This is a genomic window from Streptococcus mitis, assembly GCF_946188585.1.
Taxonomy (GTDB): Bacteria; Bacillota; Bacilli; order Lactobacillales; family Streptococcaceae; genus Streptococcus; species Streptococcus mitis_DG.
Genome location: NZ_CAMHVI010000002.1, coordinates 313,875 through 330,497 on the forward strand (window position 1 = coordinate 313,875; position 16,623 = coordinate 330,497).

Annotated in this window: 19 protein-coding genes; 1 reads left to right on the forward strand and 18 read right to left on the reverse strand. The window is 41.5% G+C overall.

Annotated features, from left to right (window positions below):
• Nucleotides 1-42: 42 nt before the first annotated feature.
• From N8M66_RS04145 to N8M66_RS04155, 3 genes are read right to left on the reverse strand one after another with little or no spacing between them, the layout of a single operon-like run.
• Nucleotides 43-1,329 (reverse strand): response regulator transcription factor, encoded by a 1,287-nt coding sequence (locus tag N8M66_RS04145; RefSeq protein WP_261045785.1) that lies wholly within the window; start codon nucleotides 1,327-1,329, stop codon nucleotides 43-45.
• Nucleotides 1,330-1,340: 11 nt separating this feature from the next.
• On the reverse strand, nucleotides 1,341-3,011 hold the full coding sequence (locus tag N8M66_RS04150; protein WP_314725942.1) for a sensor histidine kinase: 1,671 nt from the start codon (nucleotides 3,009-3,011) through the stop codon (nucleotides 1,341-1,343).
• On the reverse strand, nucleotides 2,989-3,603 hold the full coding sequence (locus N8M66_RS04155; RefSeq protein WP_261045787.1) for a YesL family protein: 615 nt from the start codon (nucleotides 3,601-3,603) through the stop codon (nucleotides 2,989-2,991). Before N8M66_RS04155 ends, N8M66_RS04150 begins: the two co-directional genes overlap by 23 nt.
• Nucleotides 3,604-3,737: 134 nt before the next feature.
• Here N8M66_RS04155 and N8M66_RS04160 point away from each other — a divergent pair, with 134 nt between their 5' ends.
• Complete coding sequence (locus N8M66_RS04160; protein WP_261045789.1) at nucleotides 3,738-4,307, forward strand: MptD family putative ECF transporter S component; 570 nt, start codon at nucleotides 3,738-3,740, stop codon at nucleotides 4,305-4,307.
• A gap of 28 nt (nucleotides 4,308-4,335) precedes the next feature.
• Here N8M66_RS04160 and N8M66_RS04165 read toward each other — a convergent pair whose 3' ends face one another.
• The 15 genes from N8M66_RS04165 to tsaB all read right to left on the reverse strand — a co-directional run bounded on the left by N8M66_RS04165 (nucleotide 4,336) and on the right by tsaB (nucleotide 16,610).
• On the reverse strand, nucleotides 4,336-5,028 hold the full coding sequence (locus N8M66_RS04165) for a methionine ABC transporter permease (RefSeq protein ID WP_261045790.1): 693 nt from the start codon (nucleotides 5,026-5,028) through the stop codon (nucleotides 4,336-4,338).
• Between the two features lies 1 nt (nucleotide 5,029).
• Nucleotides 5,030-6,091 (reverse strand): methionine ABC transporter ATP-binding protein, encoded by a 1,062-nt coding sequence (locus N8M66_RS04170; RefSeq protein ID WP_261045792.1) that lies wholly within the window; start codon nucleotides 6,089-6,091, stop codon nucleotides 5,030-5,032.
• Nucleotides 6,084-7,457, reverse strand: a complete 1,374-nt coding sequence (locus N8M66_RS04175; RefSeq protein WP_049543144.1) for a M20 family metallopeptidase — start codon at nucleotides 7,455-7,457, stop codon at nucleotides 6,084-6,086. Before N8M66_RS04175 ends, N8M66_RS04170 begins: the two co-directional genes overlap by 8 nt.
• A 96-nt stretch (nucleotides 7,458-7,553) precedes the next feature.
• Nucleotides 7,554-8,408: a MetQ/NlpA family ABC transporter substrate-binding protein gene (locus N8M66_RS04180; RefSeq protein ID WP_033685605.1), complete on the reverse strand. Its 855-nt coding sequence runs from the start codon at nucleotides 8,406-8,408 to the stop codon at nucleotides 7,554-7,556.
• Nucleotides 8,409-8,561: 153 nt separating this feature from the next.
• A complete protein-coding gene (locus tag N8M66_RS04185; protein ID WP_000724947.1) occupies nucleotides 8,562-9,392 on the reverse strand; it encodes an amino acid ABC transporter substrate-binding protein in 831 nt (276 codons plus the stop codon).
• A gap of 209 nt (nucleotides 9,393-9,601) precedes the next feature.
• Complete coding sequence (locus N8M66_RS04190) at nucleotides 9,602-9,925, reverse strand: AzlD domain-containing protein (protein ID WP_000253936.1); 324 nt, start codon at nucleotides 9,923-9,925, stop codon at nucleotides 9,602-9,604.
• Nucleotides 9,915-10,610 (reverse strand): AzlC family ABC transporter permease, encoded by a 696-nt coding sequence (locus N8M66_RS04195; protein ID WP_000659743.1) that lies wholly within the window; start codon nucleotides 10,608-10,610, stop codon nucleotides 9,915-9,917. Before N8M66_RS04195 ends, N8M66_RS04190 begins: the two co-directional genes overlap by 11 nt.
• Nucleotides 10,611-10,735: 125 nt before the next feature.
• Nucleotides 10,736-11,248 carry an HdeD family acid-resistance protein gene (locus N8M66_RS04200; protein WP_000036821.1) on the reverse strand — a complete coding sequence of 171 codons (513 nt, stop codon included), beginning with the start codon at nucleotides 11,246-11,248 and terminating at the stop codon, nucleotides 10,736-10,738.
• A gap of 49 nt (nucleotides 11,249-11,297) precedes the next feature.
• Nucleotides 11,298-11,519, reverse strand: coding sequence for a TetR/AcrR family transcriptional regulator (locus tag N8M66_RS04205; RefSeq protein ID WP_185757546.1), 222 nt, complete (start codon nucleotides 11,517-11,519; stop codon nucleotides 11,298-11,300).
• A 143-nt stretch (nucleotides 11,520-11,662) separates the two neighbouring features.
• Nucleotides 11,663-12,889, reverse strand: a complete 1,227-nt coding sequence (locus N8M66_RS04210; protein ID WP_004254988.1) for an MFS transporter — start codon at nucleotides 12,887-12,889, stop codon at nucleotides 11,663-11,665.
• Nucleotides 12,890-13,010: 121 nt separating this feature from the next.
• Nucleotides 13,011-13,295 (reverse strand): bacteriocin immunity protein, encoded by a 285-nt coding sequence (locus N8M66_RS04215; protein ID WP_004254985.1) that lies wholly within the window; start codon nucleotides 13,293-13,295, stop codon nucleotides 13,011-13,013.
• Nucleotides 13,296-13,525: 230 nt separating this feature from the next.
• Complete coding sequence (locus N8M66_RS04220; protein ID WP_020901821.1) at nucleotides 13,526-14,389, reverse strand: Rgg/GadR/MutR family transcriptional regulator; 864 nt, start codon at nucleotides 14,387-14,389, stop codon at nucleotides 13,526-13,528.
• A gap of 103 nt (nucleotides 14,390-14,492) precedes the next feature.
• Nucleotides 14,493-15,503, reverse strand: coding sequence for a tRNA (adenosine(37)-N6)-threonylcarbamoyltransferase complex transferase subunit TsaD (gene tsaD / locus N8M66_RS04225; protein ID WP_020901820.1), 1,011 nt, complete (start codon nucleotides 15,501-15,503; stop codon nucleotides 14,493-14,495).
• Complete coding sequence (gene rimI, locus N8M66_RS04230) at nucleotides 15,493-15,930, reverse strand: ribosomal protein S18-alanine N-acetyltransferase (RefSeq protein WP_125415529.1); 438 nt, start codon at nucleotides 15,928-15,930, stop codon at nucleotides 15,493-15,495. Before rimI ends, tsaD begins: the two co-directional genes overlap by 11 nt.
• Nucleotides 15,927-16,610 (reverse strand): tRNA (adenosine(37)-N6)-threonylcarbamoyltransferase complex dimerization subunit type 1 TsaB, encoded by a 684-nt coding sequence (gene tsaB / locus N8M66_RS04235; protein WP_125415527.1) that lies wholly within the window; start codon nucleotides 16,608-16,610, stop codon nucleotides 15,927-15,929. The genes rimI and tsaB overlap by 4 nt, the downstream gene beginning before the upstream one ends.
• Nucleotides 16,611-16,623: the final 13 nt, after the last annotated feature.

Consider the following 16,623-nt stretch of genomic DNA (forward strand, 5'->3'; position numbering starts at 1 on the left):
TATTATCGATATTATAGCACTTTTTGTAAAGGGATACAAATATTATAGTGTGGTTTCCACCTGTTTTCGGTAGGCTTTTGGCGATTTTCCGCACAATTTTCGGAAAACTTTATAGAAATATCCAACATTACTGTAACCAACCGCATAACAAATATCTTCGATACTGTCACTAGTTGAAAGCAAGAGTTGCTGGGCAGCCTTAATGCGTTGTTTATTTAGTAACTCTGCGAAGGTCGAATTGGTTTCACGCTTAATCAACTGTCCCAGATAGACAGGATTGATAAAAAGATCCTTACTGATATCCTTAAGGGAAAGTTCTTTCTGATAATCACTCCCAATGACTTCTAGCACACTGACCACATTTTCATTCATACGATATTGCCCAAAGAAGCGAGTCAGAGTTTCCTTGATATAAGGAACCAATTCATCGAAGGATTGAATAGCATGAATCGTTTTGACAATGTCCGTCAAATCATCAGCCTTGAGATGTTCAAATAAATGAAAGACATCCATGACAAACTGGATAAAAAGCTGCTTGGTAATTGGAACACGGGGTGTATTTTCAAGAACTACCTTCTCCAAGAGGTTCAACTCTTCTACGATTTGATTGAGATTCCCCTGAATGATAACCCGATAAATCGGTTCGTAATAGGCAAAGAGACTCTCAGACTGTTTTAGATTTACAGAACCGTAAAAGAGGGCTTTCTCAGCATTCAGCTTCCAGCGTTCAAAGTGTTCTTGATAAGGTGCTTCAAAGGGAGTAACGACTAAACCATCTAGGGGTTGGTCAGAAATAAAAATCTGCCAGTCTTGACCCAATACATAGTAGGGAATGGTGAAAGAGCCTTGTTTTTCCTTGGATAGGCCTATCCACCAATTCTCCTTACCTCCTAGATAACTAACAAATCCAGCCTCGTCTAAATCTTGACTGAGGGTCTGACTTTTCTTTCCTCTCTCGCCGAGCTGACCTGCAATCTTCTCCAGCAAATTTCCCAACTCTACCTTATCAACAGGCTTGACCAAATAATCCACCACACTAAGATTCATTGCTCTTTTTACATAATCAAACTCCTGATAACCTGAGAGCAGGATATAGGCAGCATCTGGTAAGATTTCTTTCATCTCCCGAATCATGTCAAGTCCTGTTTTGTCGGGCATATTGACATCGGAAATGACCACATCTACTGGATTTTCCTGCACATATTCTAGGGCTTCATCGGCATGGCTGGCTGTTGCGACGACCTCCATATTCCACTTATCAAAGGGAATCAAACGTTTCAGACCTTCTGTCACCATGTACTCATCATCTACTAATAATACTTTATACATTTTCTCCCTTTCTACTCATCTTGAATTGTAATACGATACTGAACACCTGCTTGCTCTGCAGATTCTATAGTAATAGCATAGCGGTCCCCAAAATAGAGCACAAAACGCTCATGTACATTGACAATCCCGATAGACTGCCTTTTTGCACTATAGCTGGCTTGGTGTTCAAAATGTCTCTGATTTAGTTTTTCTCGGAGATTTGCCAGCTTTTCAGCCGGCATTCCACGGCCGTTATCGACCACCAAAATTTCCACAAAACCATCCTGTTTAAGAGCCTTGATGCTAATCACATTATCTGTCCGTCTGTGGTCAACACCATGGGCGAAATAGTTTTCTACCAGCGGTTGCAAGGTAAACTTAGGAATCTTCATATTCTCTAACTCTGGATCTATCTTGAAACCATAGGCAATGGACTTGGGATAACGAACCATGCAGAGATAGCTGTATTTACGGCAAAATTCTAATTCCTGTTTGAGAAGAGTCTCTCTTTCATCAGAAATATTGTTACGCAACAGGCTACTGAACTCATAAATGATATCTGCCAACTCATCTTGACTCTGCATAACTGCGTACATACGCAAAAACTCCAGCGTATTATACATAAAATGAGGATTGATTTGAGCCTGCAGGGCTCGCATATTGGCATCTTTTTGACTAAGCTCTAGCTGATAAATATCATGGATATTCCTTTCCAAACGATCCAACATATCATTGGTAGTCTCTGCGATTAGGAGCAATTCCTGATCCTTTTCAAGAGTATCGATGCGAAGGCCTTCCTCCCCTTGGGCAATAGCTTGAATGGAATCCACCAAATCCACTACCTGCTTTTGATAGTTGGCAAAGGTCTGCCTCAAAGTCAGATAGAGGATAACTATAAAGAGCAGACTCAAGCCCACAATCAAAGCAGAGCTGGTCACTGTTCCTTGCAAAACAAAGTTTTTGGGAACTGCCACCTGAACCTGATAGCCATGAGAGGTGAAGCCGACAAACCAGTTCTCATGCTCCCTATTGACCCTCTCACCAATATGGAAAATCTCCGTATCAAAAGGCGACGTCACAGTCACAGCCATCGGGATATGACCTCGAGTATTGTCAATGGCATGATATAAAACTTCTGGATCCAAGGAGATGTATATCACTCCTATAGATTGATCCGTTGCCGGGTCTAGAACAGGTATCCCAAAGCTATTGGCCTCCGGTTTAAAGGCCTCAGCAGGCAAGACATGTCCACTTCTTTTATCTCTTGTCGAAACATAAACATCTTTGAAATCCTGCAAGACGATTGCAACACCCGTTATAGAGTCATTTTGTACATAAAGATCATCAATATTTTCATACAGCGAAATAGAAGTTGAAGAAGCCGCTTGATGCTCCAACAGCCAATAAAAATACTCAGATGTTGATAGACTAAAATACTTATAAACCCCTTGTATCCGGTCTTGATTGGCTACTAAATCTTGCGCCAGTTGGGCTGACTCCCGATAATAATACTCCACCTCATCGACTGTTCGAGTGGTTACACGCTGGGCCACTCTTTGAGCTTCCTTTTCCCGTGAATCCCAATCAGCGTATGAGAGTAAGATTGCAAAACTTGCAATAATAATGATCATAACTGAACTATAGGTTCTCAGAAGCGTATGTAGCCAAAACTGCTTCATTCTATTTTGTCGCCAATTTTTCATGGATACTTTCATAGACCGGTTCCAACATATCACTGATAAAGAAATGCCACATCCCAATTCCTACAAAGAAGAGAAGAGCAGGCATATAGTAACCAATTGCCACAAGTAGCACTGTTCCAAGAAGAACCTTGGCCACAGCCGCTAAGCTCATAAAGATGCCAATCAAGGATAGTTTGAGACTATTACGATAGGACAAATCAAAATAAACTTGTAGTTTCAAAGATACTGTATAAGCCAAAAAGAGCAGGGCAACTACTAGAACATTCAAAAATGTCGCAATCAAATGAATAATAGTCTGATGAGGCAATTGAACCAAGAGATACAGGCCATAGACCAAAACTAGATCCACCCCTAAAAAGCTATAGAAAATCAGGTTGCTTGAGACGAAATTTTGCTTATAAAGAGACCACGCCTCCTTCAAACTGTATTTCCGAAAACTATAACCATGTTCTGCATACAAGCTCATCAAGGTGGCACTAGCCGGCGCTAGACCAAGAATAATCCCTCCTGCCAATGTTAATAGCCAAAAGAAGGCTGTCGCAATCATCCCTAAAAAGAAACGATTAAAGACAAAGTCTAAAAATCTCCCCATGATATCCCCCTAAAAATAACTATGAAACCATTATATCATATTTCAAGCGTTTTCAAAAACTTCTAGTATCCATTTACAATCCCGCTAAACCATGGTACAATGAGAATTGTGAAAAAATTATCAGGAGACAATTCATGAAGAAATCTATCTTAACTACACTGCTCTTTGCAGTTCTTTACTTCCTCTGCATGGGGATTGGTGTCCTTTTGGGCAATCTCTTTGACCAAGCTGGAAACATGTTTTATGCGCCTGCCTTTACTGCCCTTGTCGGCGGTAGCGTCTATATGATTCTAATCGCAAAAGTTCCGCGTTTTGGAGCCATTACCACTATCGGCCTTGTCATTGCTCTCTTTTTCTTGGGGACTAAACACGGTGCCGGTGCCTTCCTTCCTGGAATTATATGTGGCCTCCTAGCAGATGCAGTAGCTAGCCTCGGAAAATACAAGGACCAAACAAAAAACTTCCTTTCTTTCATTCTCTTTGCCTTTAGCTCAACAGGACCAATCTTGCTTATGTGGATTGCACCCAAAGCCTATATGGCTACCCTCCTAGCAAGAGGAAAATCCCAAGAATATATCGACCGTATCATGGTCGCGCCAAATCCTGGAACCGTCCTTCTATTTATCGCAAGTATTGTCATCGGAGCCCTAATGGGTGCCTTGATTGGACAAGCCTTGAGTAAAAAATTTGCGCAGAAAATCTGATTACTAAAAAAGAGCCACACGGCTCTTTTTATTTATGGCTCAATTTCTTGGTCAAGAAGTCTCCCAAGAATTGGATTGCAAAGATAATCAAAATGATAATGATGGTTGCCAAGATAGTTACATCGTGATTGTAGCGGTTAAATCCATAGGCAATGGCTACGTTACCGATACCACCAGCTCCAACTGCTCCCGCCATAGCTGTTTCACCAACAAGGGAAATCAAGGTCACAGTCGTCACACGTATCAAATCTGGAAGACCTTCTGATAGGTAAACACCTACGATATCCCAGAATGTCGCCCCGCTCGCTTGAGCAGCCTCAATGACACCACCATCTAGCTCAGCCAAGACAACCTGCACCTGACGGGCAAAGAAGGCAAAGACTGCAAAAGATAGCGGTACGATAGCCGCATTTGGCCCGATACTTGTCCCTACGATTAGGTGTGAGAAGGGTGACAAGACTGCCAAGAGAATGATAAATGGCACCGCACGGAAAATAGAGGTAATCTTATCCAACATCCAGAAGACAACCTTATTTTCCAAAACACCGCCTGGCGCTGTCAAGACAAGGAAAAGACCGGCTACTAGTCCCAAGAAACCTCCGATGATGAAGGAAAGAACTGTCATATAAAGGGTTAGGTAGATGGCTGTTCCCCAGCCTGCTTGACCAGCCCAGCCCATTTTATAAACATTTGGTAAATAGGTTTGAATCAATGATTCCATCTTACTGTCCTCCCTTCAATACTTTTAGCTGTACGCCTGCTTGACGAATGGCTTCTTGGGCACCTGCCAACGCTGCTTTTTCACCTGACAAGACCACCACCAATTCTCCAACAGGAGTTCCATCGAGGATTTCGATATTTCCATAGAGGATATTAGCCGTTACTTGATAATACTTGTACAATTCATTCAAAAGTGGCTCGTCTGTTGAAGCTCCAGCGTACTTGAGTTGCACTAAGAGACTGTTTTCAGACAAGTGTTCCACGATTTCTTGCTTCTCAATCTTGACCATGGCTTCATCAATACCTGTGGCTGTTAAGATAAAGTCCTGGGTCAAAGGTTGTTTAGGGTCTGAGAAGATTTCAAGGACACTGCCCTCTTCAATCAAATGCCCATCCTGCATAACTGCCACACGGTTGGCAATGTCTTTGACAATCTGCATTTCATGCGTAATCAAGACAACAGTCAAGCCTAATTTTTGGTTCAAATCTTGCAACAAGGCCAAAATCTGCTTGGTCGTCTTAGGGTCAAGGGCAGACGTTGATTCATCTGAAATCAAGATTTTTGGGTCATTGGCTAAGGCACGTGCAATGGCCACACGCTGTTTTTGCCCTCCAGATAGTTGTGAAGGATAGTTTTCAGCACGATCCGCCAAGCCAACCAAGTCCAACAACTTAGCTACTTTAGCCTTCTTTTCTTCCTTGCTGAGTCCAGAGTGCTTAAGGGCAAAGGCTACATTCTCCTCTGCTGTCTTTTGGCTCATGAGGTTAAAATGCTGGAAAATCATTCCGATATCCTGACGTTTACGACGCAACTGCTCTGCCGTCAAGGTCACCTTGCCGTCAAAAATCACATCGTCGTCAATGGTAATTTTCCCTGCAGATGGTTTTTGCAAGAGGTTAATCACCCGTACAAGGGTTGATTTCCCTGCTCCAGAATATCCAACGATTCCGTAGATATCCCCTTCTTGGATGTGAATGGTCACATCCTTGACCGCTGTGATAGTTCTCTTCTTTTGGTGAAAAGTCACATCGATCTGATCTAACTTGATAATATCTCTACTCATAGCTTCTAATCAGCTCCTCTACTAATTCAATATGGGTGTAATAATCGGCGATTCGCACATTTTCATCTCCACCGTGGTCTCGGCTATTGGCATTTCCTAAACCGAAGGCTACCATAGGCACCTCTAAGGCATCAAAGACCGTATGCATAGGGCCTGTCCCAGCTGTAGTCGGCAAGACTGAAACGCCCTGTGGATAGAATTTCTTGGCCAACTCGATTACATTGAGAATGGCTGGCGCGCTCATATCGCTTCGATAGCTCATCTCTCCCAAGGTATAGTATAATTCTACCTTATCAAAGCCATTTTTGTCTAGCTGTTTCCGAATTTTTTCCAGAACATCATGCGGTTCTAGGCCAGGAACCAAACGAACCTCTAGCTTGGCACTAGCTTCTGCTGGCAAAATCGTTTTAACCCCTTGCCCTTGGTAGCCTGACTGAATCCCTTCGATATTAAGGGCTGGCTCGAAAAAGAAACGTTTTAGGAAGGCTGCGCGATCCTCTTGTAAGAGAGGCAATTCCAAACCATAAATCTGGCTGATTTCCCCAGGATTTCGTTGAGCGTAGGTATCCACCAAGGACAATTCCCGTTCATTTGGCTCTTGTACTTCTTCATACAAGCCTTCAACCAAGATACGTCCATCTGCCGCACGAAGAGACTGTAAGGCTTGAAGGAGGTACCAAGGAGCTGATTCCACAACCCCACCATAACTAGAATGGATATCCACATCAGCGCTTTTCACCTTGGCATCAAAGGTCACAATCCCCTTGTTTCCACCAGAAATTTCTAACTGCTCCAAGGCATTTTTGGTCCCTTGTTCCCAGACCAACAAATCCGCCCCACGGAGTTTGTCTGCATGTTTTTCCAGATACTTATCTAGGTCTGTCGAAGCGGATTCCTCCGCACCCTCCATGATAAAACTAATATTGACAGGCAGGTCATCATGATGCTGCATGTATTTTCTCAAAGCACTCAAACGAGCTGTGATATGACCCTTGTCGTCATCAACCCCACGCCCATACATAAAACCATTACGGACCGAAAGAGTAAAAGGATCCTCTGTCCATACCTGATCCCCATCCGCTGGCACAGTGTCATAGTGGTTATAGAAAATCAAAGTTTTGGCATCTGGACGCGAACTCTTGAAATGCGCCATGACAAAGGGAGCCGTATAAGTCTCATCAATCTCCACTTCAGCCCCAACACGTTTGAAAATTTCACCCAGATAATTTGCGACTTCCTTAAGTCCAACCTGCTGGGCAAAGACCGATTTCTTAGAAATCAAGGTACGCAAAACCTCAAAATAATGCTGGGCTACATGATCCTTTTCAAATTTTTCAATTTGTTCTTGTTCACTAGGAAAAACCATATTCTCTCTACCTTTCTATGAACTACTCTTCCTGACAATCCATGCTCTATACAAAAGCAAGAGGTGGAATTCTCTCTCCCACCTCCCTGTTTCTTATTACCAAACTGGTTGATCCAAACCGTCTGATGTTTCTTCGATAACTTTTTTCACTTCATCTGTATGGTAAGCTGCGATCACTTTCTTGATAGCATCAGCCTTAGGTGATGTTTCCCAATCTTTTTTCGCAACGATAATGTTGTACCATTGTTTTGAGTTTTCATCAGCTTGTTCTTTGAAAAGTGCTTTCTTGTAGTCCAATTTTGCTTCTGTAACGAAGGTATTGTTTACAACGGCAGCGTCAACTGATGACAATGAACGAGCTGTTTGGCTAGCGTCCAATTCAGTGATTTTCAAGTTCTTTGGATTTTCTTTGATGTTAGCAACTGTTGCAAGAGCAGTTCCTGAAACGTCCAATTTAATCAAGCCAGCTGATTGAAGCAAGTAAAGCGCACGGCTTTCGTTTGTAGCATCGTTCGGTACAGCAATTTCTCCGTTTGCTGGGATGTCTTCTACTTTAGTGTACTTGTTGTCACTTCCATTCAAACCTGAGTAAAGGCGGATTGGAGAGATGTAAGTATCTGCAATCGCTACAAGGTCTTTCCCGTTTTCTTTGTTCCAGTTGTTCAAGAAGTTATAGTGTTGGAAAGCGTTCAAGTCCACTTCGCCATCAGCAGTTGCCTTGTTTGGTTGTGAGTAGTCTGTGAACTCTGTAAATTCCAAAGTAATGCCGTCTTTTTTAACCAATTCTTGAACTTTATCCCAACGAGCTTCTTCAGAACCGCTACGGTTAACAGTTGCGATTTTGATAGTTGTTGCATTATCTGCTTTCTTTTCTGAGTTTCCGCAAGCTGCAAGAGCCAAACCTGCGACTGTAGCAAGGGCTGCTACACCAAGCCATTTTTTGATTTTCATGATTCTTTCTCCTTAAAAATAATACCGTACTAGTATCTCACAATTTATTTGATTTCACAAATTGTTATTAGATAGTCAGATATATAGTTTAAAGCTATATCCCTAAAAACTGAGAAATCACCCACCTTATTCAGAATGGATGATTTCAAGAAATTATTTAATATCAGCTTCTGCTGGTAGGTAAGTGTCTCCGAAGAATTGTTTAGACAGTTTTTCAAGAGTTCCGTCTTTGTAGAGTTCTTGGATGCGTTTGTCCACAAATGTTTTCAACTCATCTTGACCTTTGGCAAGAAGTGGGTAAACGTAAGGTTGTTGGTCGCTTGGAAGTTCAATGACTTTCAAGTTGTCCAAGCCTTGATTCTTGATGACTGTTTCAACACCGATTTTATCAAAAATCTTGTAGTCGAATTGCCCATCGCTCAAGCGTCCCATGATTTGTTGGAAGTCTGCTTTAGTATAGTTAAGGACAGTTGGATTATCTGAGTGTTGCTTGTTATAGTCTTCTAACTGTTTAGCTGATGTTGTCCCTTGAACAACTTCTGTTGATTTTCCACCGATATCATCAAGTGATTTGATGCTAGAGTCGTCCTTCTTCACTACAAGAACGTTAGGGTTTTTAGCAGTTGGTGCTGCGTAAAGGTATTTTTCAGCACGTTCTTTGGTGTAGCTGATGTTGTTAACGGCCATTTGGTAACGGTCAGCGTCAAGTCCTGCAAAGACACCTGACCACTCTGTCTTCTCAAACTTGACATCATACTTGTCAGAGTCTTTAAAGATAGCGCGAACCACTTCAATTTCATAACCAGTCAATTCGCCATTTTCTTCATAGTTGAATGGTTTTGGTGAAGCATTGGTTGCAACGATAATTTCTTTCTTGCTGGCTGCTTCTCCTTCTTTCTTAGCACCACCTGAGCAAGCTGCTAGCACACCTGCAGCCACAAGTCCTAGAGCAGCAAGAGATGAGTATTTAACAATTTTTTTCATTTCATTTCCTCCAAAATAGAATACCTTATAATCTTAACAGAAAAAGAGCATTTGCGCCATTATATGATATCTATCTCTGTGATAGGTTTTCTTTATGGCCGATTTATACTCAATGAAAATCAAAGAGCAAACTAGGAAGCTAGCCGCAAGCTGTACTTGAGTACGGTAAGGCGACGCTGACGTGGTTTGAATTTGATTTTCGAAGAGTATTAAAAGACCAAACGCAAAACTGCAATTAAGACCACTCCAAAGAGAACTGTTCCGACTAGATTGCGATAGCGAAAGGCTACCCAAGCTGTTGGAAAGACGGCTAAGAAGTCTAGCCATTTGATTTGAGGCAGGCTACCAACCTTACCTGTCACTACGCTTGAAAGAATCAAGGCAAAGATAATAGAAACGGGCAAGAACTTCAAAAAACGCTCAACGATCGCAGGCAAGCCCTTATACTTGACCAAGATGAAGGGAATCATACGGGGAATCCAGGTCACCAAGCCAGAGAAAATAACTGCTAATAAAAGATACTTACTGACCATCTAAAACCACCCCCATTGTACAACCAAGTAGCGTCGCAAACAGAACAGCTAGCGACTGAGACACCACTGTCAAGAGCAAAAAGAAGGACACCGCAACAACTGCTAGGATAATGAGCAGATTGCGGACAGGAATTCGTCTTTGCATAATCTGGAATTGCGAAGCAAAAATTCCGATGAACATACCAACCAGAGCAAAATCCAACCCAAAGATCTCTGGATTTGGCAGCAGGCCACCCAGAGCCGTTCCGACTACTGTTCCCACAAACCAAGCCACATAGCTGTTAAGATTGTTTCCGTGCATCCACATAGGATTGACCTTGTCTGTATGAGCCAATTCGCCCATCAAAACGCCATAAGTCTCATCCGTCAAAAGGCTAGACATACCGATATTTTGCCAGAGACTGGTATGACGGAAATAGGTCGATGCGTGCAAGCTCAACAAAAAGAGACGCAAATTGATCAAAAAGACCGTCATAGCAATAGCCGCTACAGGTGCTTGAACCGCAATCAGAGCCAACATGGCAAACTGGGCACTCCCAGCATAAACAAAGAGGCTCATCAAGCCCATCTCAACAGGTGTCACATAGGGCGCACCAATAATCCCACAAGCCAAGCCAATACTGACATAACCAAGGGCCGTTGGCATAGCTGCCTGTGCCCCTTCCCAAAATCCTTTTTCTTTCATCTTTCTCCTCATATTGTCTTAATAAATGGGCTGAAAAGGCTCCAGCCACAGCATGGACTATTATAACACATTCAGGAAAGAGAAAAAAGTCTGCTGATTGTAATCAGACAGACTCCATTTTATTCTTATTTAATCTTGAAGAATTGAACAATTGCCACAATACCTTGATAAATAAAGACAAAGGCAATGGTGTAACTAATATAGAGACCGGTCATCAATGGGTGTCCCATCATGATTAAACCTGCTACGATTCCTAAAATCCCCATCCAAACTAGAGGGGTACCTACCGATTTATCCGTCTTACGAACCTTGAAACCAACGATAGTTTTTGTAATACCATTTGTCAAGGCCCATAAAGAAATGATAAATGGTACAAATGTTACCATTTCAATAAAGCTACCTGAGAACAAGGTAAGAGCGAGGATGAGGGTAACAATTCCTCCAAATAAATTCCAGCCATGCTTTTCTTCTGATTTGAAGTATTGTACAATCTCAGAAATCCCTTGAACTGCAAATACAAGTGCAAACCAGAAAGTCATGGAAGCCAAGCTAATAAGAGGATGTGCAAACATATTAAAACCTACAAAAACTGCAAAAATACCCGCAATTAGTAACAACCATTTCCAAATTTTCGACATTATTTTTCTCCTTTTTTAGAGGAATCTTCCTCTAGTATTCCATAAATCATCATATCCAAAACCTGTGATAATTGATGTTCATATCCTGAAAACAAGTTAGATAGAGGTCTGATTTCCCTGAAAAATTATGATACAAAACTCCTTTGGAAATACCATCCACTTTACAAAGTTCATTGATGACAAAACCTTGATAGCCTTTTGTAGCAAATTCAAACAAAGCAGCGGTAATGATTTTCTCTCTTCGTAGTCTTGTTTTTTCTTCTTTTCTCATGTATTTATCTCTACATTTTTTAATTATAAACCGATTGGTCTGAAATGTCAAGCAACTTTCTCAAAAATTTAACAGTCTGCTGATTGTAGCCATCATAAACAGACTGGAATCCAGTCTCAAACATATAATATACACATTCTTCGCTAAATGTTTTCACGGATATTCAAGAGTATGATAAAGGCAGCTAGAAGAAATAGCAATAAAACAAAGCTAACTGCCAGAGTTCCAAAGCTAGTAGCAATGGTTACCAAAGCTATTGTAAATAAGCTAGGTAAAACAACTGTAATGGCACCGATAGAGGATTGAACTGCTCCCATTGACTCCTCAGGTATTTGTTTAAAAATGAGTTCCTGTAATCGAGGAGAGAGGATACCTGCGAAAAAGGCATCCAAGGCACTAAAGATAAGAATCCAGTCAAAACGAACTGCCACAAAGCCAACTAAAAGGAGTAATTGGATAATAAGCGAGGCATATAGGGCTAGTTTTATGGAGATTGTATTCTTCAGATAGCCACTCACAAGGCTTCCGACAATAAGGGCTGACAATTCAAGGGTGGATAACAAGGCAAGAGATTGACCTGTTTGTAAATTCAAAAAGGGCTGATTCCTCAAAAACAGAGTAGAAACAGGAACTGTAACATTTATCACTGCTTGACTAATAGAGATAATAAACAAAACCAAGAGCACCTTATTCATATTCCATATCAATTTTGATGATTGGAGCAGATGCTGGCAAAAGGATTTTACAGAGAGTCCTTCTTGATAGCTAATCGTTTTTTCTACTTTCAAGAGGTCTGTTTTTATGAAAAGAATACCTAAAAATGCGATTAAAAAGGTCAGAGCATTCAGTAAGGAAATAGACTGGATAGATAGAATACCTAGTAAGACTCCTCCTAGAATATTACTGATTGTTTTCACTAAACTAACAGTTGACTGTTTAAATCCAATAGCTTCTGCCAGATGGTCTTGCCCAATAATTCTAATGAAAATCGGAGTGAGCATGGCGCCTGAAAAATAACTCAATGTGTCAGATAAGAGGTTAATCAGACAAATAAATGCTACTAATAACAAGGAAAAGGACTGCCCTGAAAGTGATAAAGAAACGATAGAGTAAAGCAAAAATTTTGCAAAACTAATCATTGTATATTTTAGGACACGATGATGTTGAAAATCCGCCAAAACTCCCAGAAAGATTTGCAGAACTTGAGGAAGGGTTTCTGAAATCGTGATCAGTAAAATCGCCAAAGGGGCAAAAGATGCATCTGCCACATAATTCAAAAAGGCCAGATAAAAAATCGTATCCCCAACCGTTGAAATCCACTGGTTGATGGTTAATTGCCTAAAATTTCTATTTTGAAGAAATACTTTCATCACAACTCCTTTTAAAGTTCCAGTGTATAGAAAACAAGACTTGGTTTAATATTGAACTCCAAGCCTTGCTCATATTCAGATTCATCCATTATATGATGTTCATGCCGTATTTTATAATAAATCATATCTTAAAAATACCAGACCACACTATTCCCTGCTTGTATTTAGCTTCTTTCTTTTGGACAAATTTTGCTAAATCCAACAACTCTGTCGGCGGTTCACCTTTAAAGCTCAACAATTCTTTAGAGACGGCAAAAGAAAGACGTACAGCTAACAAATCTTCATTAGTACTAGAGAACTGTTTTGCTGTTTCCAGCAATTGCTTCCTAAATTCTTCCGTCAAGCTAATTTCTTTATTATTGTATAGGGAATGAATTAACATTTGTAACTGACTTTGTTTTTCCATCGTTTACCTCATTTTATCTAGGACGCCAAGTTTCACTTTTAGTCCAGCCATTTACAGTATGCTCATAATTAAACATATACTGTACGAATTCCCATCTATAAACCACTTCTGCGACTTAGGATCTGCTTGAAGTGCTTTACAAGGATAGTATAACACGAAAATTAGCTTATTTTAGAAAATCGCATATTTGATATTTTTTCTTATAGAAATTTCAGATTTGCAATTGTTGACTACTCAATAAGTTCTTTGTATTGCTTCAAACGCAATTCGAAGAGGGCTAGCAATTGTGGATTTTCTAATACTTGCAGAGATTGGATAAATCTTTCAATCTCTTTTTGATTGCTTCCTTTGGTTTGAAGGAAAATCTTCATTTTCTTTAAAAACTGCCACAATACTTTTTCAAAAACATCGTATGGACGAAGCATGCTCTCTAGCTCAGCTTCAAAAATTGGGATATAAGAGAAAAGTTTACGCTCCATGAGTTCTGATATAATATTCAGAAATCCACTTTTCATATACAATCGATTATGTACCAACTCTTTAAATTCCCTAGATTTCTCAATTAAAGCGGTCGATAAAAATATCAAATCTTGATTGCTCAAGAAGGGCATGGTATTGCAAAAGAGATAGAGTTCAAACCAGGTCCAAGACTCAATAGCATAGAGATAGATAGTCAAAAACTCGCTATCTTCTTTTACTAATGGATAGTTCTTATTTAAGGAATGGAGTGCGTTTTTAATTACAATGGCATTCAAACGACGATAGGTCTCTGCCATCTGTTCTTGCTCGACTTCCTCCAACAGTTGCTCTAAACCAGCTATATCTTGGTGGGCAAAGCGATCCACAACCTTTCTACCAATCTGCATATGTAGGGATTCTTGATAATTGTTTAGCTTATGACCAAACTCATCAAAATTCATATTGATCCCTTGGATGGCTAGGATCAACTTATCCGCAGATAGCATAGACTGCCCTAGTTCAAACTTGGACAACTGAGAGGCTGTTAGACCAGCACAAGCCACATCTGACTGCTTGAGCTTTCTCGCCAAACGTAATTCCTTGTAAAATTCTCCCAACTCCATTCTCTCAATCATCTCACCACCTCCTATTTTTTATATAGTATATCATTATTCACAATTATTTGTCAAAATATTCTGACATTTAAGAGAGCAAAAAAGCCAGCCCTAAGCTGACTCTTTATTCCATGGTATCAAAAGCGAGACTTGGTTTGGCATTGAGGTCCAAGCTTGCAAAGTTTTCTTTGTTCCATTCGCTGACGCTGGCATAGGCAATCATACCTGCATTGTCTCCGCAGAGGCGCAGAGGTGGAATGATGACCTTGACATCTGCGATTTCGGTTGCTAGGCGTTCTCTGAGACCTTTATTGGCTGCCACACCACCTGCCACGACTAGAGTTTTAACAGGGTATTTCTCCAAAGCCTTCTTAGTTTTTGCCATGAGAATATCCAGGACAGCTGCTTGGAAGGATGCACACAAGTCCTCTGTAGACAGACTTTCTCCCTTTTGCTCGGCATTATGGTGAAGATTGATAAAGGCAGATTTCAAACCTGAGAATGAAAACTCCAGATTATCTTCCTTAATCATGGCACGAGGAAAGTCATAAATATCCTGCCCCTGATGAGCCAGCTCGTCAATCTCACGACCGGCAGGATAGGTCAAGCCCATGACACGGCCGACCTTATCATAGGCCTCACCAACCGCGTCATCTCGCGTTTCCCCAACAATCTTGTAGTCACCAGCCTCCGAAACATAAACCAACTCTGTGTGTCCACCGCTGACCAAGAGGGCTAGCAAGGGAAACTCCAAAGGCTCCACGCTCTGAGCTGCCATAAGGTGACCAGCCATGTGGTTAACGGGAATCAGCGGAAGTCCATGTGCCCAAGCAAAGGCCTTAGCAGCTGATAAACCAACTAGTAAAGCTCCCACCAAGCCAGGTCCATAGGTAACCGCCACAGCTGTTACATCGTCTTCGGTAATCCCTGCTTCTGCCAACGCCTCCTCGATGCAGGCTGTAATGACCTCGACATGGTGACGACTGGCTACTTCTGGCACTACGCCCCCAAAACGTTTGTGGCTCTCAATTTGACTAGCAATGACATTAGACAAGAGCTCATCGTCGTTTTTCAAGACGGCGACACTGGTCTCATCACAGGATGTCTCAAATGCTAAAATATATCTATCCTTCATCTATTTCTCTCTTCATGATAATGGCATCCTCGACTGGGTCATGGTAGTAGGCCTTTCGCTCAGCGATGACTGCCATCTTTTCTTTCTTGTAAAATGCTTGTGCTCGGTGATTTGACTTTCTGACTTCGAGGAAAATCTCCTTGTCTGTCGGCAATTGAGCAAACAAGGCTGATGCAATTCCCTGACCCTGATAGGTTTGTTTGACAGCGATTTGCAGGACTTCTGCCTCAAAAAGATTCTCCTGCACAGCTAGAAAGCCAATCACTTCTGCCCCATCATAAGCCAGAGCATACCAAGTCTGATCTTGGGACAGGTCTGCTTGAATTTGTTCCAGCGTCCAAGGACTGACTGGGTAAACAGCTATCATAACAGCGTAGATGGCTTGAGCCAGATCAGGTTGCTGTTGAGTTCGTTTGATTTCTATCATAGGCGCTTAATGTAGGACTCACCAGACTCGGTATGGTTCTTGAGCCAGTTTTCCTCAGCCTCGACTCGTTTGAGGTAGTTAGGCACAAAGTCGTGCAAGGAGTCTGCTTCCTTGTCCCAAGCCAAAAGAGCAAGATTGGCTGCATTAGGCAAGGTTTCTTTGAAATTAGTCCTTGGCAAGTGTTCTTGAATCTGCTCCACAAAGGGGCCAACTTCTCCGACAAAGGTTACCTGACTAGCGCCCTTGATTAACTCAATCACTCGCTCAAAAGGCAGGTGCGCTTCTGGCATGACAGGTTTGGCATTTTCATAAAATCCTGCATAAACATTGTTGCGACGAGCATCCATCAAAGAGACGAACAAGCCTTCTTGTTGGTATGGCACCAGAGCCAAGAGGCTAGACATACCAACTAACTCGATATTCAGAGTGTGAGCTAAGATCTTGGCAGTGGCTACCGCGATTCGCAAGCCTGTGTAGCTACCTGGCCCTTCCGCCACAACGATTCTATCCAAATCCTTGGGCGTCCAGTTCACACTTGCCATCAAAAAATCGATGGCAGGCATGAGGGTAATACTGTGATTTTTCTTAATATTAATCGTCGTCTCGGCAAGAACCTGCTTGTCCTCTAAAATAGCGAGAGAAAGAGCCTTGCTGGACGTATCAAAAGCTAATACTTTCATAACACATTCCTAT